Origin of the sequence: Gordonia sp. ABSL11-1 (assembly GCF_030315685.1) — a bacterium.
Lineage (GTDB): Bacteria > Actinomycetota > Actinomycetes > Mycobacteriales > Mycobacteriaceae > Gordonia.
This window is the reverse complement of the sequence record NZ_JASXSI010000016.1, coordinates 22,008-48,996: the sequence shown is the minus strand read 5'-3', so window position 1 is coordinate 48,996 and position 26,989 is coordinate 22,008. Positions and strand designations below refer to the sequence as shown.

The following is a 26,989-nucleotide window of genomic DNA, read 5'->3' as shown; positions in this document are numbered from 1 at the left end:
CTCAGCCTACGAGATTCTCTCGTTCGGCGACCGATTGCTCCAGTTCACGGACGAGAACGTCGAGCCGGAGGTCGTCGTCGACGTATCCGCCGACATGCTGCAGGTCCGATGTGAGGAGGCGGTCGTGGACCGCGTCGCCGGTCTGCGGGTACTCGGGCACCTCGTGCCGCCAGTGCACCGCGATGATCTCGCCGGACGGGGTGAGCGACCCGGGTAGCCGGTCGATCACGGTGTCGAGGTCGGCGGGAGCGAGGTAATAGAGCACCTCGCTGAGCACGATCAGGTCGAACCGGCCCTCGGGCCAGTCCGCGAGAACGTCGCCCACGGCGAGGTGTACCCGGTCCCCGAAGACGGCCAGCCGGCCGGCGGCCAGCTCGACCGCTCGCGGACTCACATCGGTGCACAGGAGGTGATCGGCGCGCTCGGCGAGGGCGGCACTGAGGACGCCGATCGAGCAGCCCGGCTCGAACACGCGGGGGTAGCGGGGGCGTGTCAACGCGGCGAGGGTCAACGCGTACTTGCGACGTTCATACCATCGATCGGCGAATCCCCAGGGATCGTCGTCCGCGGCATACATGTCGTGGAAGTAGCTGTCGGGCAATGACTCCGGCCGGATCATACGAACACCAACTCCCACGGACGGATGAGGTGGGCCAGGATGTGCGGCGGTAGGACCGCACCGTCGGCAGGGTCCGCCGACAGTGGGCGCACCTGGGTGTCGAAGGCGTGGATGGCGGTGTGTTTGACGGCGAGCGCCGTCGGGTCGAGGTGGTGGACCTGCATCCGGTCCCAGGGGATCGTCGGATCGTCGGGAGTCGCCCAGTGCCACATCCAGATCGGGTACATCGACAGCGGCAGGTCCCGGCGCCCGGCGACGTCGGCGGCGCATCGTCCGACGGCCTCGTGGTCGGGGTGGCCGTCGCCCGACCACACCGACAGCAGGGCGGTGCTCGTGTGCGGCCGTTCGTCGAGGACACTGTCGACGATGCCGGCCATCGAGTGGTGATGATCGGCGAGTGAGCCGTCCGGCAGCCCGAACCAGCGCGATCGATCGATGGCGAGAAGGTCGGTGGCCGTGTCGAGTTCGGCATGCCGGATACCCGCGAGCTGATCGGGGGTCAGGGTCGGTGAGCCGGGGTGCGACGCCCTTCCGTCGGACATGCAGATGACCACGACCTCGATACCTGTGCGAGCGGCGGCCGTCATGATTCCGCCGGCGCCGAGCACCTCGTCGTCGGGGTGCGCGCCGAGCACCACCAGCCGGTCGACGTCGAGATCCAGCCGCGGCCACGGCGGGCGTGCCGCCAGCCACGGCTGCCAGACGGACTCGGGTGTGCCGTCGGCGCAGACCGGGGTGGCGGCGAGTCCGTGCGGGTCGTCGGCGGGAGGGCCGGACCCTGCGGCCGACGTCACGTCACCACCCCATCACGGACCGCGGCGCGCGCTGCCGAGGCGAGCCGGCCGAGCGTCACGAGGTCACGGTCGGCGTGCGACTGCCGGATGTAGACGGCGAGGTCGGCGACGGCCTGGGCGTGCTCGCGTTCGTGGACCAACGGGCCGGGCCCGAGGGCGCGGTTGACGCGATCGATCGTCGCGGTGGCGATCTGTTCGATGCTCCAGCGCACCTGATGGGCCAGTCGCGTCGCCAGGTCGACGTCGTGGGGAGCGGCATCGACCTGCGTTGCTGCGTGTTCGAGCATCGCCTCGCCGCCGGCGAGCAGGGCGTCGACGGCGCCCACGTGCATCAGGGTGAGCTCGTCGTCGAGCTTGTCGGTCGCGGCGAGCAGCGGATCCGCGACCTTGCGGGCGCCGCCGAGCCAGCAGGCCGCCACCCCGATGCCGCCGTGCCAGAAGCCGGGCCGGGTCAGGTACTCGCCGGGCTCACCGATCGGGCGGGCGGTGGCGCGATCGAAGCGGGCCGTGCCGGTCTCGGTGGCCCGCATCCCGGTGGCGGCCCAGCCGCCGCGTTCACCGCGGACGCCCGGCTGCCGCAGATCGACGGCGAAGAGTCGTCGACGGTCGCCGTCGCTGGCGGTGACCAGCGCATGCGTGCAGGCGACGACCCCCGAGCACCAGGGTTTGCCGCCCGTCAGTTCCCACCGCGACCCGTGGGTCTGCGCGCTCACCTCGTGGGCGATGACCTGTGGTTCCGGCGGTTCAGCAGCCCAGACGCCCCAGAACTCGTCCGGCCCGACCCGCTCCCCGGCCAGTTCGACGAGGATCGCGTCGGCGTCGAGATGCGCCTCGACCAACCGGCCGACGGCGATGTCGCGGTGACAGAACTCCTCGAGCGCACGGAGTCGATGGATGGTCTCGCCGCGTCCCGGCAGCGGGACGTCGAGGTCACCGTCGGTGACAATCCGATGGGCGAGTTCCGTGGCGGCGCAGATCATCGGTTGGCCTCCCCGGCGGTGACCGACGCCGGGTCCGATTCGGGATCGACGGACCGTGCGAGGACCTCGAGCGTGTAGAGGTAGGCGGCGAAGCCGGTGTCTGCGCGGCCGTCGGCCCGCGTGGACGTGAGCACGGGCGCCCGCCCGCTTCGATCGATGCCGGCGCCCCGACTGCGCAGGCGGCGGACCAGATCCACGTCCTCGTCGCCGCTGCGCTCGGCGAATCCGCCGACACGGCGATACCAGTCCGCACGAACTCCCAGATTCGCCCCATGGACGTGATGGTGGCCGTCCTCTGACACGTAGCGCTCGGAGAACATCGCGGCGACCGACGGGGACCACGACTCCCAACTCGTGGGCCGGACGGTGCCGACGAAGACGTCGGAGCCGGCGTCGGCGGATTCGATGTGACGGACGAGCCAGTCCCTGGGCACCTCCGAGTCGGCGTCGGTGGTGGCGAACCAGGTGTCGGCCGTGGCTGCGGTCTCCAGATGGGGTGCGAACCCGGCACGGCGAGCCGCCCCCACCGATTTCGTCTCGCGTTCGAGCACACCGACGTGTGCGGGAACGACGCGCCGCGAGGTATCGGTGCAGGCATCGAGGACGACGGTGACCGTGACCGGGATGTCGAGCTCTCCGGCGGCCCGGTCGATCGACGCCAGACAGGCCGGGAGCAGGCGTTCCTCGTTGTGCGCGGGGACCACGACGACGACTCGGTCGATTCGCGGTCGGACGACGGATGAACTGGGAAGATCGGTCACTGGCAGCCCCTGAACGTGGTCGGCGTTGTCCAGGCCCGATTGGCTGCAGGCCGCCCTCGCGACATTACCCGCGGTCCGTGGCCTTCGTCACCGTGTCCTGCCAGGTCGGGCGCCGGTCCGGTTCCATCGCCGTGTGCACGGGGATTCCTCAGGTCGGGTCGGTTACCCTGAACTCCCGTGGCAGGCAATAGTCAGGGCAGCGGTGGTCGGGGGGACGACGCCGGAAATGCGCCCTTCGATCTGATCATCGTCGGATCCGGGTTCTACGGGCTCACCATCGCCGAACGGGCCGCGACGCAGCTCGACAAGCGGGTTCTCGTGGTCGAGCGCCGGCATCACATCGGTGGCAACGCGTACTCCGAACCCGAGCCGACGACCGGCATCGAGGTACACAAGTACGGAGCGCACCTCTTCCACACCTCCAATCAGAAGGTGTGGGACTACGTCAACCAGTTCACCGACTTCACCGGCTATCAGCACCGGGTCTTCGCGATGCACGACGGCCAGGCCTATCAGTTCCCGATGGGCCTCGGTCTGGTGTCGCAGTTCTTCGGCCGGTACTTCACTCCCGACGAGGCGCGTGCGCTGATCGCCGAGCAGGCCGGTGAGATCGAATCCGGCAAGGCCGAGAACTTCGAGGAGAAGGCGATCAGCCTGATCGGCCGCCCCCTCTACGAGGCGTTCGTCAAGCACTACACCGCCAAGCAGTGGGAGACCGACCCGAAGAACCTCCCGGCGAGCAACATCACGCGACTGCCCGTCCGGTACACCTTCGACAACCGCTACTTCAACGACACCTACGAGGGTCTGCCCGTCGACGGCTACACCGCGTGGCTGGAGAAGATGGCCGCCGACGACCGCATCGAGGTCCGGTTGGACACCGACTGGTTCTCCGTGCGCGACGACCTGCGAGCGGCCTCCCCGGACGCCCCCGTCGTCTACACCGGCCCGCTGGACCGCTACTTCGACTACTCGGCCGGTCGACTCGGTTGGCGCACACTCGATTTCGAGACCGAGGTACTCGACACAGGTGACTTCCAGGGCACTCCGGTGATGAACTACAACGACGCCGACGTCCCGTACACCCGGATCCACGAGTTCCGGCACTTCCATCCTGAGCGGGACAGCTACCCGGCCGACAAGACCGTGATCATGCGCGAGTACGGACGATTCGCCAAGGACGACGACGAGCCGTACTACCCGATCAACACCCCGGAAGACCGTGAGAAGCTCTCGGCCTACCGGGATCTCGCGAAGACCGAGACGACGGAGTCCAAGGTGCTCTTCGGTGGCCGACTGGGCACCTACCAGTACCTGGACATGCACATGGCGATCGCCAGCGCGCTGACCCTGTTCGACAACACCCTGGCGCCGCATCTGACCGATGGCGCGCCGCTTGCCTGACGACAACCGGGCCGGGAAACGGCCGACAACCGAGGCGGAGACATGACTGTGACCCCCGTGGACCAGACCGACATCCCCGACGCGGGTGCGGGCCCATCGAAGGCGAAAGCGCTTCTGCAGCGCGTGATCTTCCCGCGCCCGGGTGAGCCGATCGACGTCCGTTCGCTGTATCTGGTGGAGTCGGAGAACAACTCGCGGCGCGCTCACGCCCACAGCCGGACCGCAGTGGCGCTCGGTGCCGAGTCCGAGGTCAGTTTCGAGTCCTACTTCAACGCGTTCGCGGCGTCGTACTGGCGGCGGTGGAGCATCCTCGACTCGGTGGTCCTGCGGATCGAGGTCGTCGGCACCTGCCGCGTCGACCTGTACCGGTCGAAGTTCGACGGCTCCCGGATCGGGATCGGCGGCGACCTCATCGCCACCGACGAGAACGGCAGGGGAGTAGCAGAATTCGAGCTCGATCTCGGCCCGTTCGAGGACGGCGGCTGGATCTGGTTCGACATCACCACCGACACCGACACCGACACCGAGATCGTCGCGGCCGGCTGGTATTCGCCCGTGGAGAGCCCGTCAGGAGACGAGACCAGGCGGGTCACCGTGGGTATCCCGACGTTCAATCGGCCCACCGACGCGGTGAACGCGTTGGCCGCACTCACCTCGGATCCGTTGGTGGACGAGGTCATCGACGCCGTCCTGATGCCCGACCAGGGCACCCGCAAGGTCGTCGACGAGCCCGGCTACACCGAGGCCGCGGCAGCGCTCGGCGAACGCCTCACCATCTTCGAGCAGCCCAACCTCGGCGGCTCCGGCGGCTACGCCCGGATCATGTACGAAGCGTTGCGCCGCACCGACTCCCCGTACATCCTGTACATGGACGACGACATCATGATCGAGCCGGACTCGATTTTGCGGGCGCTCGCGATGTCGCGATTCGCCAAGACGCCGATGCTCGTCGGCGGCCAGATGCTGAACCTGCAGGATCGCAGCCACCTGCACTGCATGGGCGAGGTGATCAACCGCCACAACTTCATGTGGACGGCCGCGCCCTTCGTCGAGTACGACCACAACTTCGCGAAACATCCACTGCGGGACCGGAAGAACTCCAAGAACCTGCATCGCCGCATCGATGTCGACGGCAATGGCTGGTGGATGTGCATGATCCCGCGCGAGTGTGCGGAGCAGATCGGCCTGCCGATGCCGCTGTTCATCAAATGGGACGACTGGGAGTTCGCGCTGCGCGCCGCCAAGGCCGGCTACCCGACGGCCACGATCCCCGGCATCGCGATCTGGCACATGGCCTGGAGTGACAAGGACGACGCGATCGACTGGCAGGCGTACTTCCACCTGCGCAACCGTCTCGTGGTCGCGTCGATCGTCCACGACGGTCCGATCGACGGAATCCTCAAGTCGATGGCCAAGGCGACCGCCAAACATCTTCTTTGCCTGGAGTATTCGACGGTCGCGATCCAGAACGAGGCGATCCGCGACTTCCTGGCCGGTCCGGACCACATCCGCAGCCTGCTCCCCACCGCGCTGCCCAAGATCGCCACGATGCGCAAGGAGTACCCCGACGCCGTGGTCTTGCCGTCGGCGACCGCGCTCCCGAAGACGAGCGGGGAGGCGACCCACCTGGGTACCTCGATCCCGACGAACCCGGTGGCCAAGCTGAAGTCGCTGGCCGCGGCGGTCGTCAACAACGCGCGCCCGGCCGATCCGCGCCATCACGAGGTGCCGCAGGCCAACTACCCACCGATCGAGGCGCGCTGGTTCAGCCTCGGCCGCGTCGACGGGGTCACCGTCACCACCGCCGACGGCCGCGGAGTCGTCTATCGGCAGCGTGACCGTGACAAGATGATCGCGCTGGCGAAGGAATCAGCGGCCCTGGTCCGCGAACTCAGGGAGCGGTTCCCGGCAATGCAGGAGTCCTACCGCGCCAAGCATCGGGAACTGACGAGTCAGGAGAGTTGGGCGCGTGTCTTCGGAATCGACTGAAGCCGCTGGAACGCCAGGGTCGGCCGACCAGCCGGTGGTGCTGCCACCCGCGCGCGGTGAGGTGGCCGCGTTGCTCGGCATCCAACGTCTCGTCGAGGGCCGGCCCGTCGTGTCGTCGGCGGCTCGTGGACTGTCCCACTTCGGCGAGCACTCGCTGGGCTGGCTCGCCGTCGCCGGTGTCGGTGCGGCGGCCGCGTATCGCCGCGGGGACGACGCCGGGGTCCGACGCTGGGCGGAGGCCGGAGTCGGCGCGTTCGGTGCCCATGCGGCATCGGTGATCATCAAACGTGTCGTCCGCCGCAAGCGGCCGCACGACGAGCGCATCCGTGTCGGGGTGTCCACCCCGAGCAAACTGAGCTTCCCGTCGTCGCATGCGACGTCGACGACGGCCGCCGCGATCCTCATCGGTCGCGCCGCGGGTCTGCCGCCGGCCGCGCTGCCGGCGGTACTCGTCCCGCCGATGCTGGTGTCGCGACTGGTGCTCGGCGTGCACTACCCGACCGATGTGCTCGCGGGCGCCGCCATCGGTGCCGCAAGCGCGGCCGCCGTCGTGGCGGGTGACAGACTGATCGCGACACACGACCGTCGGTAGTTGCCGATGCGTTCGAGGAACGAGATGAGCCCGAGGACATGAGCGAAGAGCCGATCGAGCACGAACCGGTACTGGGACCGCCGAAGAATCTGGCGACCGGCCTGATCAAGGCGGTCCGGCCCCGGCAGTGGGTGAAGAACGTCCTCGTTCTCGCAGCGCCGCTGGCCGCGGGCAGCGTGGGTGACGGCGATGTGCTCGGGCCCGTCGCCATCGCCTTCGTCTCCTTCTGCCTCGTGGCGTCGAGCATCTATCTGATCAACGACGCCCGTGACGTCGAGTCCGATCGCAATCACCCGACGAAGCGGTTCCGTCCGATCGCCGCGGGCGTGGTGCCGGTGTCGCTGGCCTACATCCTGGCCGTCGTGCTGGCCGTGGGTTCGTTGGCGATCTCGTTCCTCGCGAACTGGCAGACGGCCGTCGTCATCGCGATCTACCTGGTCATCCAGCTCGGGTACTGCTTCGGCTGGAAGAACCAGCCCGTCATCGACATCTGCATCGTGTCGTCGGGCTTCCTGCTGCGCGCCATCGCCGGTGGTGTCGCCGCCGAGATCGTGCTGTCGCAGTGGTTCCTGCTGGTGATGGCCTTCGGTTCGCTGTTCATGGCGGCCGGCAAGCGGTATGCCGAGTTGCAGCTCGCCGAGCGCACCGGCGCGAAGATCCGCAAGGCGCTGCAGTACTACACGACCAGCTACTTACGGTTCGTGTGGACGCTCGCCGCGACCGCGGTCGTCATCTTCTACGGACTATGGGCGTTCGACAAGAACTCCGACCACGACACCAACGTCGCCTACTCCATCTCGATGGTCCCGTTCACCATCGCCATCCTGCGCTACGCCGTCGACATCGACGGCGGACAGGCGGGTGAGCCGGAGGAGATCGCACTCGGTGACCGCGTCCTGCAGTTGCTCGCCGTCGCCTGGTTAGTATGCGTGGGTGTCGCGGTCTATGCAGTCAACTGAGCTCGACAACACCGAGACCACCAGCGACAGCACCCCGACCACCCAACAACGCGCCACGACCGGTGTGCGCGCCTGGGGGCCGCGTCAGTGGGCTCCCACGATCAGCTTCCTGGTGGGTGCCGTCGCCGTCACGACGTTCTTCACGATCGGTGCGTGGCAGCGTCGCTGGATCGCCGACGACGGACTGATCGTCCTGCGCACACTGCGCAACCTCTTCGCGGGCAACGGACCGGTGTTCAACGCGGGCGAGCGCGTCGAGGCCAACACCTCGACCGCGTGGACCTACCTGCTCTGGTTCTGGGCCTGGATCACCGACGGACAACTCGAGTACGTCGCGCTGTGGGTGGCGCTGGTGTTGTCGGTGTCGGCGATCCCGATCGCGATGTACGGCACCGCCCGCCTGTACCGGACCCGCCTCGGCGGCATCGGTGGCGACGGGTTCACCCTCCTGCTGCCGTTCGGCGCCATCATCTACATCTCGCTGCCACCGGCCCGCGACTTCGCGACGAGCGGTCTCGAGAACGGGCTCTGCATCTTCTGGGCCGCGGTCCTGTGGTGTCAGCTGGTCGCGTGGAGCCGGCGCCGGGGCTCGGGCGACACGGGTTGGCAACGTACCGCGACGCTGCTGGTGGCGTTCACCGCCGGTCTCGCGCCGCTGGTCCGGCCCGAACTCACCGTTCTCGGTGGGCTCGCGATGCTGCTGATACTGCTGGCGCCGTCGACGTGGCTCATGCGCACCGGTATGGTCGTCGTCGCGGCGGTGCTGCCGGTCGGCTATCAGATCTTCCGGATGGGCTACTACGCCCTCCTGGTTCCGAACCCGGCCGTCGCGAAGGACGCGAGCGGATCGAAGTGGCATCAGGGCCTCATCTACCTGGGCAACCTGTTCGGTCCGTACGTCCTGATCCTGCCGGTGGTGCTGGCCGTCGTCGCGGGCGTGCTCATCGTCGTCGGTCTGCGGCTGCGGCGTGACAACGGTGCGGATGCGGAACCGACCGGACCGCGCGACAAGTCGTGGCGCGCCCGGATCTCCCGCTGGTCGTCGACCCTGCAGAGCCCGACCGCTGTCGTGGTGACGGTCCTCGTCGCCGGATTGATCGGCGGCACCTACTGGGTCCGGCAGGGCGGCGATTTCATGCACGGCCGCGTGCTGCTCGTCCCGCTGTTCATCCTGCTGCTGCCGCTGATGATCCTGCCGGTCACGATCCCCGCCCATGTGCGGGCCGCCTTCCGTCGTGGCGCACCTGCCGCACCTGCCGCCCCTGCCGCACCTGCGGCACCTGCGGCCCCTGCCGTCTCCGATGACACCGACGACACCGACGATGTCGAGACCGACGATGTCGAGACCGACAAGTTCCCGGCGGACGAGTCAGCAGCGACCCCTGAGGGGGAGACGCCTGAGACGGAGTCCCCCGACCGCCGTCGGAAGACCCGCTTGCAGCTCGCCGGTTCCTTCGTGATGGCGGCGATGTGGGTCACCACGGTCGTGTGGGCCGTCGTCTGCCATCAGAACGTGTTGCCCAACGCCGGCATCGACATCGGCCGCAGCGGGATCGTCGACGAGCGGCGCTTCTACGTGACGAACATGGGCAACGAGAACCCGGTCACAGCCGAGGACTACCTCGACTACCCGCGCATGCATGCGATGGTCGAGTGGATCGACAAGTACCGGGGCGAGGGCGGCGTCGTGCTGCCGTCGTTCAACTACGACGAGTGGTACATCGCCAAACTGCCGGGCAACGTGCCGCCCGACAAGCGCAAGCTGAGCGTCTACTTCCTCAATCTCGGCATGACGAGCATGAATGCGCCGCTCGACGTCCGTGTCATCGATCAGATGGGCCTGGCATATCCGCTCGCCGCGCACACCGAACGCCTCGAGGACGGCCGGATCGGTCACGACAAGGTGCTGCCGTCGGAGTGGGTCGTCGCGGAGTCGGGAGCGTTCGGCCGCAAGCCCGTCCTGCCCGGGTATCTCGACGAGGACACCGTCCGCGAGGCCGAGGTGGCGCTGACCTGCCCGGAGACCGAGGCGCGGTTCCGCTCCTACGAGGACCCGTGGGATTTCACCCGGTTCAAGCACAACCTCCGGCAGTCGTTCACGTTCAACCAGTACCGCATCGAACGGGACCCCGAATACGAGATCCAGCGGTGCGGGCTGCAGATGCCGCCCCGGATCAACCCACGCTGAGAGCGTCCTGAGCGCAGCGTTTGCGCCTCATTGTCTCGAATCGGTAACGTTCGGCGGGTCGCGGTCGATAGACCAGCGTGACCAGGACACACCGACGCCGAGTCCGTGCCGTGCATGATCACAGGTTGTCGTCAGATTCGTGTGAGTGCAATCACAGGGTTTGTCAGCACTAGGGGGATGCAATAGGCTCCCACAACGGTGCTCTGGTGGCCGAATTGAGGCTGCTGGAAGCGTATTCACGCTTCGCCGGGCGCCTGTTCGGGGAGGGCCGGCGGCCGGGTGTCGCAGAACGAACCGGGATGGTGCGGGGGAGGAATCCCCTGTTCGATCCGGGTGACAGAGGGAGATATCAGTCGATGCGCGAAGCTTCTGCCAAGCCGCGAGTGGCCGGTCGGGCGCGTAACCGATTCATCGCCGTCATCGTCGCGATGGCGACGGTGGTCGGATTGGCCGGTGTGGTCGTCGGCGCCGGACAGGCGAACGCTCGGATCGGCGGCACCCAGGTGGGGCTGCAACAGTTCTATGTGAACGGCTGCGGTATGCCGAACGTGAAGGTCCGCGCGTGGAAGCGTCCGGGTAACTACAAGACCGTCATCCTGCTCGACGGCATGCGCGCCCAGTACGACTACAGCGGCTGGGAGATCAACAGCAACGTCCAGGAGATGGTCCGGTCCGGCGTCAACGTCGTCGAGCCGATCGGTGGACCCGCGAGCTTCTACACCGACTGGGACTCCCCGTCGAACTTCAACGGTCAGAGGTACACGTACAAGTGGAACTGCGTGATCACCAACACCCTGGTGCGCGCACTGGACGCCCGCGGCTTCCGCGTCGGCGCAAGCCGCAAGTACGCCGTCGCCGGTCTGTCGATGGGTGGCAACGCCGCGCTGGTGATCGGCGCTCAGAACCGCCGCAACTTCGACCGTGCCGCCTCGCTGTCGGGCTACAACTTCCTGAACGCGCCGGGTATGCGCACCGCGCTGCGTCTGGCCATGTTCGACGTCGACCCGAAGCCGTGGAACATCGACGCGATGTGGGGCCCGCCGTGGAGCCCGCGCTGGTTCTCCAATGACCCGTTCATGAACATCAACCGCATGCACGGCATGAAGATCTTCATCGGCTCGGGCAACGGTCTGTTCGGTCAGTACAACGCATTGCCCAATGTGTTCGACGACCTGTTCAAGGGTTCGACGCTGGAGGTCCTGGCATTCACACAGGCGAAGGCCTTCGAGGCTGCCGCATTCGTCCAGGGCCTGCCGCTCATGACCTACTACGCCAACGGCACCCACGCCTGGGGCTACTGGCAGGACATGCTGTGGAACGCCAAGAACCGAGGCTTCTTCCGCTGATGCCCTCGGCCGGGTACCCGCCGGCCGAGCAACATCAGTAACACAAATCCCACGCGTAACAGCGTGGCGCACGCACAACAGAACGCCCTACGTGTAAACAACACGTAGGGCGTTCTGTTGTCTGTGAGGTTGGTGTGACTTCTGGGGAAAGAGTTACACGCTCACCTGGCCGAACGCCACGTTGCTCAGGTGGTGTGAAGGAGTTCCGAGGGTGAACTGGCGAGTGGTTGGGCGTCGCGAGACGCAATCTGTCCGAGCGATGGCGGGTGCCGTGGGTGTTGCCGCGGCCGTACTCGTCGTCGCGGCACCGGTCGTTCCCGCCGGTGCCGTACCCGCGCCGGCCCCGGCCCCGGCCGCGCCCGCCGCGCCGGCGCCACCCGGGGCACCTGCACCGGCGCCTGCGGCACCGCAACCCGCGGCCCCCGCGCCTGCGCCGCTCGCGGCGTCGAATCAGCCGGCCCGGGTGACCAACACGTTCTGGTACACGGACCGCCGTGTGGCGCTGTGGGTCTACTCCCCGGCGATGGACAAGAACATCCAGGTGCAGATCCTGCTGGCCCGTGACTGGTGGGCCAAGCCGAAGGACAAGTTCCCGCAGCTGCTCACCCTCGACGGTCTCCGGGCCCAGGAGGATCAGAGCGGGTGGATCATCAACACGAACATCGAGGACTTCTACAAGGACAAGAACGTCAACGTCGTCCTGCCGATCGGTGGTGAGTCCAGCTTCTACACCGACTGGAAGGAGCCGGACAAGAGCAAGCTCTACCGGTGGGAGACCTTCCTGATGAAGGAGCTGCCCCCGATCCTCGAGGGCGAGTGGCGCTCCACCGACGTGCGTGGTGTCCAGGGCCTGTCCATGGGTGGTTCGGCCGCGATGATGCTGGCCACACGCAATCCGGGCTGGTTCACGTACGCGGCGTCGTTCTCCGGCATCCTGCAGATGACGTCGTATGGCATGCCGCAGGCGATCCAGTTCGCGCTGCGCGACGGTGGCGGCTACGACTCCATGAACATGTTCGGTCCGCCCAGCGATCCGGCGTGGAAGGAACACGATCCGTACGTGCTCGCCGACAAGTTGCGCGGAACGAGCCTCTACATCTCGTCCGGCAACGGCCTCGTCGGTCCGTACGACAAGCCGTCCGACATCCCGATGCTCGCCACCAACTACTCCGGCGTCGGCCTCGAGGTGCTCAGCCGCGTCACCTCGCAGCAGTTCGCGATCAAGCTCAACCAGCTCGGTATCCCGGGACAGGCCGTCTACCGGCCGTCGGGCACGCACACGTGGCCCTACTGGCAGTTCGAGCTGCAGCAGTCCTGGCCGCAGGCGGCCGGGGCGCTCGGCCTCCTCAACGACCGGCCCGCCTGCCGGGTCACCGGTGCCTTCAAGAAGGTGTACGACCCCAACAAGTCGACGCTCGGCGAGTGCCTGACACCTGTGTACGGGGTGCCCGGCGGCAAGGCGCAGGACTTCCGCGGCGGCCGCATCATCACCGGGCCCAAGGGTCCGAAGATCATCGGCGGCGGTATCGGCGGTGCCTACGTCTCGGCCGGCGGACCCGGTGGAAAGCTCGGTCTGCCGACGAGCAGCGAGATGCCCACCCGGGACGGGAAGGGTCGCGTCAACACCTTCGAACACGGCCGCATCGTCTGGACCGCCAAGGACGGCGCCCGCGTCACCAAGTAGGTGGCGCGGCGCGTCGCGCCGACGCGGCCCGCAGTCTGAGCACGAGGGACACCAGTGCTGAGACTTCGCTGAGGAATCCTGGTGTTTGCGCAGGTCGAGCGGGTCGCTGGGCCGGAAACGTCTCCGCGAGCGGGTAGCCTGACGCAAGGCGGGTCGCCAGATGGCGGCGCACGCAGCAGGTGTGAGAGCCGGGCCGACGAGGAGTTACGAGATCATCGTCACTTCCTCGTCCCGGCGCGACGAGGAAGTGACGATGACCAGTAAGTTTCTGCAACTCGCGATGGTGGCGGTGGGGGCCGCGCTGGCGCTGGGTTCGGTGTCGGCCTGCGCCGACGACTCGACGGCCACGGCACCGATCACCAGCAACCCCGTCACCACCACATCCATGTACTCGACCCAGCCTTCTACGGCGAGTGACACCACCAGCACCACCGGGGCCCCTCCCTCGGCCCGGCCCGGCGACCAGCAGTCCGCCGCGGCCGGATCGCAGCTGCCGGCGACCGCGCCGAACCCCAGCACGAACGTCCCGCAGAACTTCCCGGGTCCCAACGGGCAGCAGGTCGGGCAGAAGGGGCAGGCCTACCTGGCCGCACTGAAGGCGCAGAAGGTCACCTTCATGGGTGACGCCGACAACTCGGTCGCCCTGACCATGGCCGAGTACGTCTGCAGCGAGCGACGCAAGGGCACCGACCCGGTCACCGTCAAGGCCTTCGTGACGGCCTCGGTGGGTCCGGGCACCAAGACGGTCGCCGAGGCGAACTCGAAGGCCGACAAGGTGATCAAGGCCGCTGACGAGCATTACTGCTGACGGTGGGTGCACGTAGGGCGACGCCACGCCGCAAGCGCAGGCTGCCGAAACTCCTGCTGTTCTTCGGCCTGCTGGCCGTCATCGCGATCATCCTGATCGTGATCCTGGTGATCGTGCTGATCCAGCCGGGTCCGCCACGGATTCCGGGCGGTCCCGGACCGTCGACCTCGGAACCACGAGAGCGGCCCGACGCGCAGTCGGCCGACTGTCCGGACGTGCTCACCGTGGTCATCCCCGGCACGTGGGAGTCGTCGGCCGACGACGACCCGTACAACCCGTCGGCCAATCCGCGGTCACTGATGCTGCGGGTGTCCAGTGCCATCGACGAGGAGTTCCCGACCTCTCGGACGAGTGTGTACACCGTGCCCTACATCGCGCAGTTCCGGAACCCGACGAACCTCGCCGACCGGCAGGTCGACTACAACGTCTCGCGCACACAGGGTTACAAGCGCGCGGCGGGCAAGATCATCGACACCAACAAGAAATGTCCGCTGACGCGCTACGTGATCATGGGCTTCTCGCAGGGAGCCGTCATCGCCGGTGACCTCGCGAGCAACATCGGCAACGGACGCGGCGTCCTGGATCCGGCCGATCAGGATCTGGTCCTCGGTGTCGGGCTCATCGCCGACGGTCGCCGCGAACCGGGGAAACAGAACGACATCACCCCGTCGCCACCGGGTGTCGGCGCGGAGATCGCGTTGTCCGGGATGAGCAGTCTGGTGCCCGGGATCACCATGACCGGTCCGCGCACCGGTGGATTCGGCGATCTCCAGGGCCGGGTCGAATCGATCTGTGCGCCAGGTGATCTCATCTGTGACTCGCCGACCGTCACCAATCCGCTGGGTGCCGTCCGGCAGTTGGCCGGCGCGATCAACAACCCGGTCCACGCCATGTACGCGACGCCGCGATACTGGTCGCACGACGGCACGACGGCCACGCAGTGGATGTACGGATGGGCGAGTGATGTCATCGCCGAGGCCCCGCGGCCCAAGCACAACTGAGCGTTCGGGCACTCACGACCGGTGGCGTGCCACAGACAGATGACGTCGAACGTAACGCCGACCGATACGTTCGACGTCACCTGTGGACTCGCCGACCACCGCAACCCGTGGGCGGAATCAGCTAATCGCTGTCGGGAGCCGGAATCCCCTGGCTACGTGGAAAAGACGCCTCGTCGGCGCTGACGAGGCCGAACGAGACGAGCGGACGAGGGAAAACGGCGTCACCGAGATAGGCGGCCGAGACGGCCATGCGGTTGGCGCCGCGCGGCAGCGCCAACAGGTGATAGGCACGCGTGACCAGCTTCGCCGGGTACCCGGAGAGGTGCACACCCACCGGGTTCGCGACTGCGAAGCGTGGTCCGAGATCGACGACGAGGCCGAGGTCGTTGTGTTTGTAGTCCTTCCGCGTGCCGACACCGATACTCGCGATAACGTTGCGCGCCACCACTTTTCCCTGCCGGACGGCGTGCTGTGCGGTCGGCGGGGTGATCGCGTCGTCCGCGCCCTTGCCGCTGCGTTGCGCGAGATCGGGAACCGCGGCCGCGTCCCCGGCGGCGAACACATCGGGATCGCCGGGTACGGACAGGTCGGCCCCGACGATCAACCGCCCCTTCTCCGTCGGCAGTCCGAGCTCCTGGATCAGCGGGCTCGCGGTGACGCCGGCCGCCCAGGTGACGGTCCGTGTGGCGATCGTGGTGCCGTCACTCAGCTCGGCGGCCTCGGCGGTCAGGCGGTCGATGGTGGTGCCCAGCCGGACGTCGATGCCGCGGCCGCGCAGCACCTCGAGCACCCGGTCGCCCAGCTTCTCGCCGACCTCCGGCATCACCCGGTCGGCCATGTCGAGCAGCACGAACCGCACGTCGTCGGGAACGGTCCCGCGATGGCGGGCGGCCTCGTCGGCGAGCGCCCGCAACTGCGCGGTCAGTTCGGTACCCGCGTACGACGCACCGACGACGACGAAGGTGCGTCGCGCCCGCGCGACGGCGGGATCGGTCTCGCGCGCTGCCAGCTCGATCTGTTCGAGCATCTGATCGCGTAGGTAGAGGGCCTCGGTGGCCGTCTTCAGCCCGCGGGCGTGCTCGGCGAGCCCGGGGATGTCGAAGAGTCGGGTCACCGAGCCGGGCGTGAGGACCAGACGTTCCCACTCCACGGTTTCAGCGGCACCCTCTCGGTTGCGGACCTGCAGCGTGCGGCCGTCGAAGTCCACCGAGTCGACGCGACCGGCGATCAGTTCGGCGCCCGGCAGGCTCTCGGCCAGGGGGATCGCGACGAAGCGTGCGTCGAGCAGTCCGCCGGCGACGTCGGGTAGCAGTGGCGTGTACAGCATGAAGTCGTCCGGGGAGATCAGCGTCACCCGGATCGGCCGGTCGGTCGACCGGCGCTGGTGGCGGAGCAGTCTGCGAACGGTCTCGAATCCGGCGAAGCCCGCCCCCACCACCACGATTCGCGTGGCCCGATCCGGTACGGGTGCGGGGGATCCTGTCATCGGGCCACGGTCTCCTGCGGTGTCGGCGTCGTCGAGGTCCCGGTGTCCGTACCCGCTGCGGACCGGAGAGAAACCCGGAATGGATCGATGGTCCCAGATGTGGTGTTGTCGATCCGGGGCGTCGGATGCCACCGATTCGTTTGGTGGTGCCCTGACCCTGCATTACCGTGATTGGGCGATCGGGACACCGATACATGCGACCGCGCAGATGCGCGCCATGACACGCGCACGACGACACGCGCCTTACGCGCATGAGGAGTACTGAATGAGCGACACCGGGAACCTGCGCAAGTTCCGGTTCGGTGCCGGCGGTGAGGGGAACAAGGACGAGGGCGGCGCACGCAAGTTCGTGAAGCTCGCCCAGACCGCCGAGGAGTACGGTTACGACACCTTTGCCGTCCCCGACCACCTGGGCAATCAGGTCGGTCCCATCGCGGCGCTCGGCGCGCTGACCCAGGCGACCGACACCATCCGTCTCGCCACGTCCGTGCTTGCCAACGGATGGCGGCATCCGGCGCTCCTGGCCAAGGAGGCCACCACCATCGACGTGCTGTCCAAGGGCCGCCTCGAGCTGGGGATCGGTGCAGGCTGGATGAAAGAGGAGTTCGACAAGGCCGGCATCGAGTTCGAGTCGCCCGGTGTGCGGATCCGTCGCCTCGACGAGGCGCTCACCGTCCTCGACGGACTGATGCGCGGCGAGACGGTCGACTTCTCCGGCGAGTTCTACGAGATCAACGGACTCGAGGGCAGCCCACGCCCGCGGCAGGGACCACGTCCGCCGATCGCCGTCGGCGGTGGCGGCCCCAAGATGCTGGCCCTGGCCGCCAAGCACGCCGACATCATCTCCGTCGCGCCGAGCACGACACGCGACGGCAAGATGCGACTCTCGGACATGACGATCGAGAAGACCGCCGAGCGGGTGGACCGCGTCCGCGAGGCCGCCGGCGACCGGTTCGACGACATCGAGCTCAACTGGACCATCGCGGTGATCGTCATCACCGACGATCGCGAGGCCACCGCCGAGATGGCACTGAAGGCGCTGGAACAGGGCTATCCGCCGAACATCGCGCACGACACGGAGTTCACCGTCGACGACGTGCTGCACTCGCCGTACATCGCCATCGGTACCTTCGACGAGATCGCCGAGCAGATGCGCGAGGTACGACGACGGACAACCATGTCCTACGTAGGTGTCTTCCCGACGCAGATGGACGCGTTCGCCCCGGTCATCCAGCTTCTCAAGGGGGAGTAGGATTGCCGACGGCCTGAACGCGAACGACGAGGTGAACGGACATCGGGTGCCGTGCGCAGCGGGCTTTCGCCCGGTGTGTGCGGATACGAAGATCGAGTTCACGATCGTGAGTATTTCGAGCAGATAACAGTTTGGACTACCGTGACCGCGGTAGTACTAGAGGGCGTGGACGGCGCAGGTCGGCGGCACGATGGGGGAGTGCCGACCGCTCGGCGGAGGATGCCGACTTCCACGCGGGGGCCACAGGAGCGATGGATGTTGAACACAGAATTTGAGCAGTTCCTCGATGAGAACGGACAGCTGCACTTCACCGATGACGCGACGCTCGTCGACTATGTCGAGCGCAACGTCCGGGAAGAGGCGGACACCCTCGCCTACCGCTTCATCGACTACAGCCGCGAGCGCGACGGCGAACCCCAGGATCTGACCTGGGCGCAGTTCGGCAAGCGCCTACGTGCGGTGGCGGCTCGTCTCCAGCAGGTGACGAAGCCCGGGGACCGCGTCGCCATCCTGGCGCCGCAATCGCTCGAATACGTGATCGGCTTCTTCGCCGCCCTCTACGCCAGCAACATCGCCGTCCCCCTCTTCTCCCCCGACGAGCCCGGCCACACCGATCGCCTCACCGCAGTGCTCGACGACTGCAAGCCCACCGCGATCCTCACGTCCACCAAGTCGGCCGAGGCCGTCCGCGACTTCTTCAAGCCGCTGCCCGCCAAGGAGCGCCCCCGCGTCATCGCGGTCGACGCGGTCCCCGATTCCGTCGGGTCGAGCTGGGTCGCGCCGGTCGCCGGCAAGGACCACAACAAGGACACCGTCGCGTACCTGCAGTACACCTCCGGCTCGACCCGCGTGCCCGCCGGTGTCGAGATCACCTACGAGGCCGTCGCGGCCAACGTGCTGCAGATCTACGACACCATCGAGATCGACCGCAACGCGCGCGGTGTCACCTGGTTGCCGATGTTCCACGACATGGGCCTGCTGACCGTCATCCTGCCGGCGCTCGGCGGCCGCTACATCACGATCATGAGCCCGCAGGCGTTCGTCCGACGACCGGGACGCTGGATCAAGGAACTCGCCGCTGCGAGCGACGGCGCGGAGACCTACGCCGCCGCCCCGAACTTCGCGTTCGAGCACGCCGCGGTGCGGGGCCTGCCGAAGGAGGGCGAGAACCTCGACCTGTCGAACGTCATCGGTCTGATCAACGGGTCCGAGCCCGTCACCGTCAGCTCGATGAAGAAGTTCAACGACGCCTTCGCGCCGTACGGATTGCCGAAGACCGCCATCAAGCCCTGCTACGGCATGGCCGAGGCCACCCTCTTCGTCTCTGCCACGCAGCGCGAGAACGAGGCCAAGATCATCTACGTCGACCGCGACGAACTCAACGCGGGTCAGTTCAAGATCGTCGACCAGCACGCACCGAACGCCGTGGCGCAGGTGTCCTGCGGCCAGGTCGCGCTCAGCCAGTGGGCGACGATCGTCGACCCGGAGACCGCCACCGAGCAGGCCGACGGGCACGTCGGCGAGATCTGGCTGCATGGGCTCAACATCGGAGCCGGCTACTGGAACAAGCCCGGCGAGACCGAGGAGACCTTCGCGAACGCGCTGAGTCACCCGCTGTCCGAGGGCAGCCACGCCGAGGGCACACCCGCCGACGCCACGTGGATGCGCACCGGCGACTACGGCGTCTGGCTCGACGGCGAGCTCTACATCACCGGCCGCGTCAAGGACCTGGTGATCGTGGACGGCCGCAACCACTACCCGCAGGACCTCGAATACAGTGCGCAGGAAGCCAGTTCGAGCCTGCGCCCCGGCTTCGTCGCGGCGTTCTCGGTGCCGTCGAATCAGTTGCCGCCGGTCGTGTTCGAGCAGTCGACCAGCGGACTGAAGTTCGACGCCGACGACGCCTCCGAGCAGCTGGTCATCGTCGCCGAGCGCGGCCCGGGCAAGAAGACGGACCCGCAGGAGATCGCCGACACCGTCCGAGCGGCCATCGCCGCACGTCACGGCGTGATGGCCCGCGACATCCTGCTCGTCCCGGCCGGATCGATCCCCCGTACCTCGAGTGGCAAGATCGCCCGGCGCGCCACCCGCACCGCCTATGTCGACGGCAGCCTGCGCGGCGGCTACAAGCAGACCGCGTTCCCGGACGCCGAATAGTCACCGATCAGTAGTCTGGAAGCGATGTCTGAACTGAATACCGACGAGTCCACACCCACCGCGCCCGCAGAACCCTCGACCGAGGGGACCGCCGGGGAAACCGTTGGTGACCTGACCGTCGGTGAACTCCGCGACTGGTTGCGCTCCTGGGTCTCCACCGCGACGGGAATCCCGACCGACCAGATCTCCGACGACCGGCCGATGGAGGAGTTCGGGCTCTCGTCGCGGGACGCGGTGGCGCTGGCCGCCGACATCGAGGACAAGACCGGGGTCATCCTGACCGCCACCGTCGCCTACAACCATCCGACCATCGCGATGCTGGCCAAGCGCATCATCGAGGGGGATCCGGACGAGGGCCTCGACGACACCGCGGAGACGTTCTGGCAGCGCGAGCGAAGTTCCGACGACGACATCGCCATCGTCGGCCTGTCGACGCGATTCCCCAAGGCCGGCCACACCCCGGAGACCACGTGGGAGGCCCTGATCTCCGGCCGCGACGGCATCTCCGATCTCCCGGAAGGACGCTGGTCGGAGTTCACCTCCGATCCGCGGATCGCCGACATCCTCGAATCGTCCAACATCAAGGGCGGCTACCTCGACGACGTGACGACGTTCGACGCGGACTTCTTCCAGATGAGTCCGCGCGAGGTCGAGATGGTCGACCCGCAGCAGCGACTCGCGCTCGAACTCACATGGGAGGCGCTCGAGCACGCGCACATCCCGCCGAGCGACCTCAAGGGCGAGCAGGTCGGCGTCTTCATCGGCACCTCGACCAACGACTACCAGATGCTGGCCACCCTCGGGCTGGCCGACGGCGCCGAGGAGACCGCGGCCTACGCGCTGACCGGCACCTCGACCTCGGTGCTCGCCGGACGCGTCTCCTACTTCTTCGACTTCCACGGTCCCGCGGTCGCCGTCGACACGGCATGTTCGTCGTCTTTGGTCGCCGTGCACCAGGCGGTGCGCAGTCTGCGATCGGGTGAATCCGACGTCGCGCTGGCCGGTGGCGTCAACATGATCCTCACCCCGGCCGCCACACTGGGCTTCGACAAGATCGGGGCCCAGGCGAAGGACGGCCACATCAAGGCGTTCTCGTCCGATGCCGACGGCATGATCCGTGCCGAGGGCGGCGGACTGTTCGTCCTCAAGCGCATGACCGACGCGCGCCGCGACGGTGATCAGGTGCTCGCCGTCGTCGCCGGCAGCGCGGTCAACTCCGACGGACGGTCCAACGGCCTGCCCGCACCGAATCCGGAGGCCCAGGTCGATGTGCTGCGCAGCGCCTACGTCGACGCGGCGATCGACCCGCGCACCGTCGACTACGTGGAGGCACACGGCACCGGCACGGTTCTCGGCGACCCGATCGAGGCCGACGCACTCGGCCGCGTCGTCGGTCGGGGACGGACCGTCGGCAAGCCCGCGTTGCTCGGTTCGGTGAAGACCAATTTCGGCCACATGGAGTCGGCGGCCGGCGCCGGTGCGCTCGCCAAGGTCGTACTGTCGCTGCAGAACGATCGGCTGCCCGCATCGCTGAACTACAGCGGACCCAATCCGTACATCCAGTTCGACTCCTCCGGCCTGAAGGTGATCCCGGAGGCGGCCGCCTGGCCGCGCTACAGCGGCCACGCCATCGCCGGTGTGTCCGGCTTCGGCTTCAGCGGGACCAACGCACACGTCGTCGTGCGCGAGGTGTTGCCGTCGGATCTCGGTGCCCCCGAATCGCAGGACAGCTCCCTGAGGAGCGAGCTCGCGAGCGTCACGAAGGGCGACCTCCCCGCCGTCGCGGCGGAGACCCCCGACGACGATGACGACGACTTCCTGACCGAGGCCGAACGCGCTGTGCTCGCCGCGCAGGAGCGTGCCGCCGCCACCGATGAGGCGACCACGGAGACCGATCCCGCGGACAGGTTCGCCCCGTGCGCGGTGGACGGTTCGGTCGTCCCGCTGGTGATCTCCGGCTTCCTGCCCTCGCGTCGTCGCAAGTCGGCCGCCGATCTGCTCGAATGGCTGGAATCCGAAGCGGGACAGGCTGCTCCGCTCGCCGACATCGGTCGCGCGTTGGCCCACCGCAATCACGGTCGCTCGCGTGCCGTGGTGATGGCCCGCACGCACGAGGACGCGGTGACCGGTGTCCGCGCGGTCGCCGAGGGAAAGAACAACCCGCTGGTCTACGTCGCCGATGCGCCCGACGCGGCGTCGGCGGTCTGGTTGCTGTCCGGATTCGGGTCGCAGCATCGCAAGATGGCCAAGCAGCTCTACCAAGAGAACCCGGTTTTCGCGAGGCATGTCGATCGCGTCGACGAGTACGTGCAGAACGAGCTGGGTTACTCGATCGCCGAGATGTTCACCGACGACGAGCAGACCTACGGGATCGAGACGAGTCAGGTCGGTATCTACACGATCCAGGTCGCGCTGGCCGACACCCTGCGGCACTTCGGCGCGAAACCCGGTGTGTTGGTGCCCCATTCGATGGGTGAGGCGTCGGCGTCGTACATCAGCGGCGGGTTGTCGCTCGAGGACGCCACGCGGGTGATCTGCCAGCGGTCGCGTCTCATGGGTGAGGGCGAGTCGATGCTGGCCGGCGACGACATCCGCCTCATGGCGCTCGTCGAGTACAGCGCCGAGGACATCAACGACGTGCTCGTCGATTATCCGGATCTCGAGATCTGTGTCTACGCGGCTCCGACGCACACCGTCATCGGCGGACCCGAGTCACAGGTCGACGCGATCGTTGCGCGTGCCGAGGAGGAGGGCAAGCTCGGTCGCAAACTGCAGACCAAGGGTGCCAGCCACACCTCGCAGATGGATCCGCTGCTCGGCGAACTCGCCTACGAGCTCACCGGGATCGAACCGCAGCGCCCGACGGTCGGCTTCTACAGCTCGGTCGACCGGGAGACCTTCTATCGGCCCGGACACGAGCCGGTTCACACCATCGACTACTTCACCAAGGGACTGCGCCACAGCGTCTGGTTCAGCCAGGCGATCGCGAAGTCGGTCGAGAACGGCCACCGCACCTTCCTCGAGCTGTCGCCGAACCCGGCGGTGCTCATCTCCGTTGCGGCGGTGACGTTCTCGGCGGGCCTGCACGACGCAGAGCTCATCGAGACCCTGCGCCGCAAGGAGGACGAGAGCTTCGGTCTCGTCAATGCGTTGATGAAGCTGTATGTCCACGGGCATCCGGTGAACGTGGGTTCGCTGTTCGGCACCGGTACCGGCGGCTTCGCCGAGATCCCACGAACGCGATTCGAGCGCAAGGAGTTCTGGCTCAAGGCGCAGGTCTCCTCGGGCGGATCGTCGGGCTCGGTCCCCGGGTCGCATGTCGCGCTGCCGGACGGCCGGCACGCGTGGGAGGTCAACGCCGCCGCCGTCACCGATCCGCGCGAGTTGGTGCGGGCGGCCGCCGCCCAGGTGCTGCCCGACACGAAGGTCGGCGCCGCTGTCGGACATGGTGACGTCCCGACGAGTGGATCGCTGACGACGACGCTCAGCCCGCACCCGGGTGGTGCATCGGTGACCGTGCATGCCAAGGAGGACAAGAACTTCCGGCTGCTGTTCGAGGCCGTCGTCACGGGTGGTGAGGTCGCCGCCGCGACGCAACCGTCTACCGCGGCAACGGAATCGCCCGCCGCCGTCTTCGCCGACGACAAGGTCGTCACCGAGGACGAGATCGTCGACGACATCGACAACAAGTGGAGTCCGGACTCCGGTGAGACGGTGGAACATCGGCTCGCCACCATCGTCGGTGAGTCGATGGGCTACGACCCGGAGGACCTCCCCCGGGAGATCCCGCTCATCGAGCTCGGCCTCGATTCGCTGATGGCCGTACGGATCAAGAACCGCGTCGAGTTCGAGTTCGACATCCCGCAACTCCAGCTGCAGGCGATGCGCCAGGCCAACCTCGCCGACGTCGTCAAGTTCGTCACCTATGCCGTCGAGCACCGCGACGAGGTCGCCGCGCTCGCCGAAGGTGCGCAGGGACAAGGCGATCTCGACACCGCCGCCCTCAACGCGATGATCGATGCGGATGCGGATGCGGATGCGGATGTGGACAAGGCAACTCCCGCGCCCGCCGAGAGCACCCTCGATCCGGCCGAGAGCGCCCTTCGTGACGTTCGCGAGTTCGCTCCCCGGGGGTCGGGTACGGACGAGCTCGCTCCTCAGGGATCGGGTGCCGAGGAGCCCGCCTCGCCCGCTGGGCGTATCGAGACCCCGGCCGCCGACCTCAGTTCCCAGCAGGCCGTTGCCGACGCCGCGGGCTCGGACGTCCCGCCGCGGGACGCGGCCGAGCGACTGACCTTCGGTGTGTACGCGGTCGTCACCAAGAAGTCGGCCGGAGGAATCTTCACCAAGCTGCCGGTCCTCGGAGAGGCTGTCGCGCAGCAACTCACCGATCGCCTCAACGAGCGGACCGGCGGTGACATCGACGTGGAGGACATCCTCGACTCGGAGACCATCGAGGAGATGTCGAACTACGTCCGGGAGTTCCTCGACGCCGGCGCCGACACCGACGGTTTCCTGCGCTACCTGCGGTTGGTCGACGGCAAGAAGGCCTACGATCCGACGGCGGGGGATCCCGTCCCGGCGTTGCTGTTCCATCCTGCCGGTGGCAACACCTCGGCCTACGAGGCTCTGCTCAAGCGCCTGCCTGAGGATCAACCGGTGATCGGCTTCGACCGCGTCGAGGGATCCATCGAAGAGCGTGTGCTGCAGTACATGCCGCGTCTGCGGGAGATACAGCCGCACGGCCCGTACGCGCTCATCGGCTGGTCGCTCGGTGGCGCGCTCGCGTACGGCTGTGCACAGATACTGCGCGAGCAGGGTGAGGTCGTCGACTTCGTCGGACTGATCGACGTCGTCCGTCCGTCCGAACCGGTCGTCGAGACCCCGGACACCAAACGGGCCCGGCTCGAACGGTGGCGCGACTTCGCGGTGAAGACCTACGACCTCGACGAGGACGTGCCGATCCCGATGGACCGTCTCGTGGAGGCCGACGACGAGGGGCAGTTCCAGATCATCATGGAGATGATGTCCATGTCGGGCACCAAGATCCCCGGCGGCATCATCGAGCATCAGCGGACCTCTTTCCTCGACAATCGTGCCCTGACGAACATCGAGCCGACGGCCTATGACGGCAAGGTCATCCTGTACCGCGCGGACAAGATGCACGACGGCGCCATCGAACTGGAACCGCAGTGGGCCACCATCGACGAGGACGGTCGTTGGGGTGAGGTGGTCGACGACCTCGAGATCATCCACATCGGTGGCGATCACCTCTCCATTGTCGACGAGCCGTACATCGGCAAGATCGGCGCCGACCTCACCCGCCGTCTCGGCGAGGTCGGGTCGCGCGGCCGGCAGTAGCACCGAAAGCGAGTGAACGTGACTGATACGACCGACGACCTGGGCACGACCGCACAGCCGGCGTCCACGACCGCGGCCAAACTGGCGGATCTGCGCGAGAAGCTGGCGTCCGCACAGGAACCCGGCGGCGAGAAGGCGATCGCCAAGCGTGAGGCGAAGGGCATCTGCTCTCCGCGGGAGCGACTGGCGATGCTGTTCGATCCGGGTACGTTCGTCGAGATCGGTGCGCTCGCGAAGATGCCGGGTGCCGCCCACTCCGGGTACGGCGACGGCGTGGTCACCGGTCACGGACTTGTCCACGGCCGTCCGGTCGCGGCGTTCTCACACGACCAGACCGTCTTCGGCGGCACCGTCGGAGAGATGTTCGGCCGCAAGGTCTCCGCGCTGATGGAGTGGGCCGGCAAGATCGGCTGCCCGATGGTCGGCATCAATGACTCGGCCGGTGCACGCATCCAGGACGCGGTCACGTCACTGGCCTGGTATGCCGAGATGGGTCGTCGTAATGATCTGCTGTCCGGTCTCGCACCGCAGGTCTCGGTGATCCTCGGCAAGTGCGCCGGCGGTGCGGTCTACACCCCGGCTAACACCGACATCCTCGTCGCCGTCGAGGACAAGAGCTACATGTTCGTCACCGGTCCGGATGTGCTCAAGCAGGTCAACGGTGAGGACATCTCCGCCGAGGATCTCGGCAGCGCGCACAACCAGGCACGGTGGGGCAACATCCATCACGTCGCGCCCGACGAGAGATCGGCGTTCGACTGGGTGCGGGAGTACCTGCAGTACATGCCGTCGAGCGCGTACGAGGAGCCGCCGATCGTCAATCCCGGTCTCGAACCGGACATCACCGAGACGGACCTCTCGCTCAACGAGTTCATGCCGGACAACGACAATGCCGGCTACGACATGCACGACATCATCATCAAGCTGTTCGACGACGGCGCCTTTCATGAGGTCGCGGAGCTTTTCGCGCCGAACATCCTGACCGGTTACGCACGAGTCGACGGTCGCGCCGTCGGCGTCGTCGCGAATCAGCCGAGCGTGATGTCGGGAGTGCTGGACACCGACTCGTCGGAGAAGGCGACACGATTCGTCCGGACCTGCAACGCCTTCGGCATCCCGCTGGTGTTCCTGGTGGACACGCCGGGCATCCTGCCGGGGCTGGTCGAGGAACAGAAGGGCACGATCCGCCGCTCCGGCCGTTTCCTGTTCGCGTACGTCGAGGCCGACGTCCCGAAGGTGACGGTGGTGCTGCGCAAGGCCTATGGCGGCGCGTACGCGGTGATGGGCTGCAAACAGCTCGGCGCCGACATCAACTTCGCCTGGCCCACAGCGAAGATCGCGGTCATGGGCGCCGAATCGGCTGCGGCAGTGCTCACCCGCCGTCAGACCGAGGGCATGTCCGCCGCCGAGGCCGACAAGGTCCGCCGCGACTTCATCGGCTTCTACAACACGATGATGGCGACGCCCTACCTTGCCGCCGAGCGCGGGTACATCGATGCCGTGATCGAGCCGTCGGAGACCCGGCTGCAGCTCCGAAAGGCATTGGCGCAGTTGCGGGACAAGCAGATGCTCCGCACCCCGCGCAAGCACTTCCTGATGCCGATCTAG

General features: G+C 67.4%; 18 protein-coding genes. 13 read left to right on the top strand and 5 right to left on the bottom strand.

The features are described 5' to 3' along the window. Position 1: 1 nt before the first annotated feature. From QSJ19_RS17595 to QSJ19_RS17580, 4 genes are read right to left on the bottom strand one after another with little or no spacing between them, the layout of a single operon-like run. Positions 2-619 carry a class I SAM-dependent DNA methyltransferase gene (locus QSJ19_RS17595; RefSeq protein ID WP_286322253.1) on the bottom strand — a complete coding sequence of 206 codons (618 nt, stop codon included), beginning with the start codon at positions 617-619 and terminating at the stop codon, positions 2-4. After that, positions 616-1,413: a PIG-L deacetylase family protein gene (locus tag QSJ19_RS17590; RefSeq protein WP_286322250.1), complete on the bottom strand. Its 798-nt coding sequence runs from the start codon at positions 1,411-1,413 to the stop codon at positions 616-618. Before QSJ19_RS17590 ends, QSJ19_RS17595 begins: the two co-directional genes overlap by 4 nt. Continuing rightward, complete coding sequence (locus QSJ19_RS17585) at positions 1,410-2,393, bottom strand: acyl-CoA dehydrogenase family protein (RefSeq protein WP_286322249.1); 984 nt, start codon at positions 2,391-2,393, stop codon at positions 1,410-1,412. The genes QSJ19_RS17590 and QSJ19_RS17585 overlap by 4 nt, the downstream gene beginning before the upstream one ends. Next, positions 2,390-3,154 carry a glycosyltransferase family 2 protein gene (locus QSJ19_RS17580; RefSeq protein WP_286322247.1) on the bottom strand — a complete coding sequence of 255 codons (765 nt, stop codon included), beginning with the start codon at positions 3,152-3,154 and terminating at the stop codon, positions 2,390-2,392. Before QSJ19_RS17580 ends, QSJ19_RS17585 begins: the two co-directional genes overlap by 4 nt. A gap of 177 nt (positions 3,155-3,331) precedes the next feature. Between QSJ19_RS17580 and glf the strand changes: the two genes are divergently transcribed. The 9 genes from glf (at position 3,332) to QSJ19_RS17535 (ending at position 15,125) form a co-directional block, all read left to right on the top strand. Next, positions 3,332-4,558 (top strand): UDP-galactopyranose mutase, encoded by a 1,227-nt coding sequence (gene glf / locus QSJ19_RS17575; protein ID WP_286322246.1) that lies wholly within the window; start codon positions 3,332-3,334, stop codon positions 4,556-4,558. A gap of 42 nt (positions 4,559-4,600) precedes the next feature. Then, the gene (locus QSJ19_RS17570; RefSeq protein WP_286322244.1) at positions 4,601-6,547 is read left to right on the top strand and encodes a glycosyltransferase; all 1,947 of its coding nucleotides are present in this window, start codon (positions 4,601-4,603) and stop codon (positions 6,545-6,547) included. Beyond that, positions 6,528-7,139: a phosphatase PAP2 family protein gene (locus QSJ19_RS17565; protein WP_502876222.1), complete on the top strand. Its 612-nt coding sequence runs from the start codon at positions 6,528-6,530 to the stop codon at positions 7,137-7,139. Before QSJ19_RS17570 ends, QSJ19_RS17565 begins: the two co-directional genes overlap by 20 nt. 38 nt (positions 7,140-7,177) lie before the next feature. Next, positions 7,178-8,098, top strand: coding sequence for a decaprenyl-phosphate phosphoribosyltransferase (locus tag QSJ19_RS17560; protein WP_286322242.1), 921 nt, complete (start codon positions 7,178-7,180; stop codon positions 8,096-8,098). Beyond that, on the top strand, positions 8,085-10,286 hold the full coding sequence (locus QSJ19_RS17555) for an arabinofuranosyltransferase AftB family protein (protein ID WP_286322241.1): 2,202 nt from the start codon (positions 8,085-8,087) through the stop codon (positions 10,284-10,286). Before QSJ19_RS17560 ends, QSJ19_RS17555 begins: the two co-directional genes overlap by 14 nt. 356 nt (positions 10,287-10,642) lie before the next feature. After that, positions 10,643-11,632 carry an alpha/beta hydrolase gene (locus tag QSJ19_RS17550; RefSeq protein ID WP_286322238.1) on the top strand — a complete coding sequence of 330 codons (990 nt, stop codon included), beginning with the start codon at positions 10,643-10,645 and terminating at the stop codon, positions 11,630-11,632. 259 nt (positions 11,633-11,891) lie between these two features. Then, a complete protein-coding gene (locus QSJ19_RS17545; RefSeq protein WP_286322235.1) occupies positions 11,892-13,316 on the top strand; it encodes an alpha/beta hydrolase-fold protein in 1,425 nt (474 codons plus the stop codon). A 253-nt stretch (positions 13,317-13,569) separates the two neighbouring features. Next, on the top strand, positions 13,570-14,124 hold the full coding sequence (locus QSJ19_RS17540) for a DUF732 domain-containing protein (protein WP_286322233.1): 555 nt from the start codon (positions 13,570-13,572) through the stop codon (positions 14,122-14,124). Between the two features lie 2 nt (positions 14,125-14,126). Continuing rightward, the gene (locus QSJ19_RS17535; RefSeq protein WP_286322231.1) at positions 14,127-15,125 is read left to right on the top strand and encodes a cutinase family protein; all 999 of its coding nucleotides are present in this window, start codon (positions 14,127-14,129) and stop codon (positions 15,123-15,125) included. A 121-nt stretch (positions 15,126-15,246) separates the two neighbouring features. Here the strand turns inward: QSJ19_RS17535 and QSJ19_RS17530 are convergent, their stop codons facing one another. Beyond that, on the bottom strand, positions 15,247-16,611 hold the full coding sequence (locus QSJ19_RS17530) for an NAD(P)/FAD-dependent oxidoreductase (RefSeq protein WP_286322228.1): 1,365 nt from the start codon (positions 16,609-16,611) through the stop codon (positions 15,247-15,249). A 265-nt stretch (positions 16,612-16,876) separates the two neighbouring features. Between QSJ19_RS17530 and QSJ19_RS17525 the strand changes: the two genes are divergently transcribed. The 4 genes from QSJ19_RS17525 (at position 16,877) to QSJ19_RS17510 (ending at position 26,989) form a co-directional block, all read left to right on the top strand. After that, positions 16,877-17,863: an LLM class F420-dependent oxidoreductase gene (locus tag QSJ19_RS17525; protein WP_286322226.1), complete on the top strand. Its 987-nt coding sequence runs from the start codon at positions 16,877-16,879 to the stop codon at positions 17,861-17,863. 255 nt (positions 17,864-18,118) lie between these two features. Further along, entirely contained in the window at positions 18,119-20,020 is a 1,902-nt protein-coding gene (fadD32, locus tag QSJ19_RS17520) for a long-chain-fatty-acid--AMP ligase FadD32 (RefSeq protein WP_286322224.1), read from the top strand. 24 nt (positions 20,021-20,044) lie between these two features. Next, complete coding sequence (gene pks13 / locus QSJ19_RS17515) at positions 20,045-25,381, top strand: polyketide synthase Pks13 (RefSeq protein ID WP_286322220.1); 5,337 nt, start codon at positions 20,045-20,047, stop codon at positions 25,379-25,381. A gap of 18 nt (positions 25,382-25,399) precedes the next feature. Then, positions 25,400-26,989 (top strand): acyl-CoA carboxylase subunit beta, encoded by a 1,590-nt coding sequence (locus QSJ19_RS17510; protein WP_286322219.1) that lies wholly within the window; start codon positions 25,400-25,402, stop codon positions 26,987-26,989.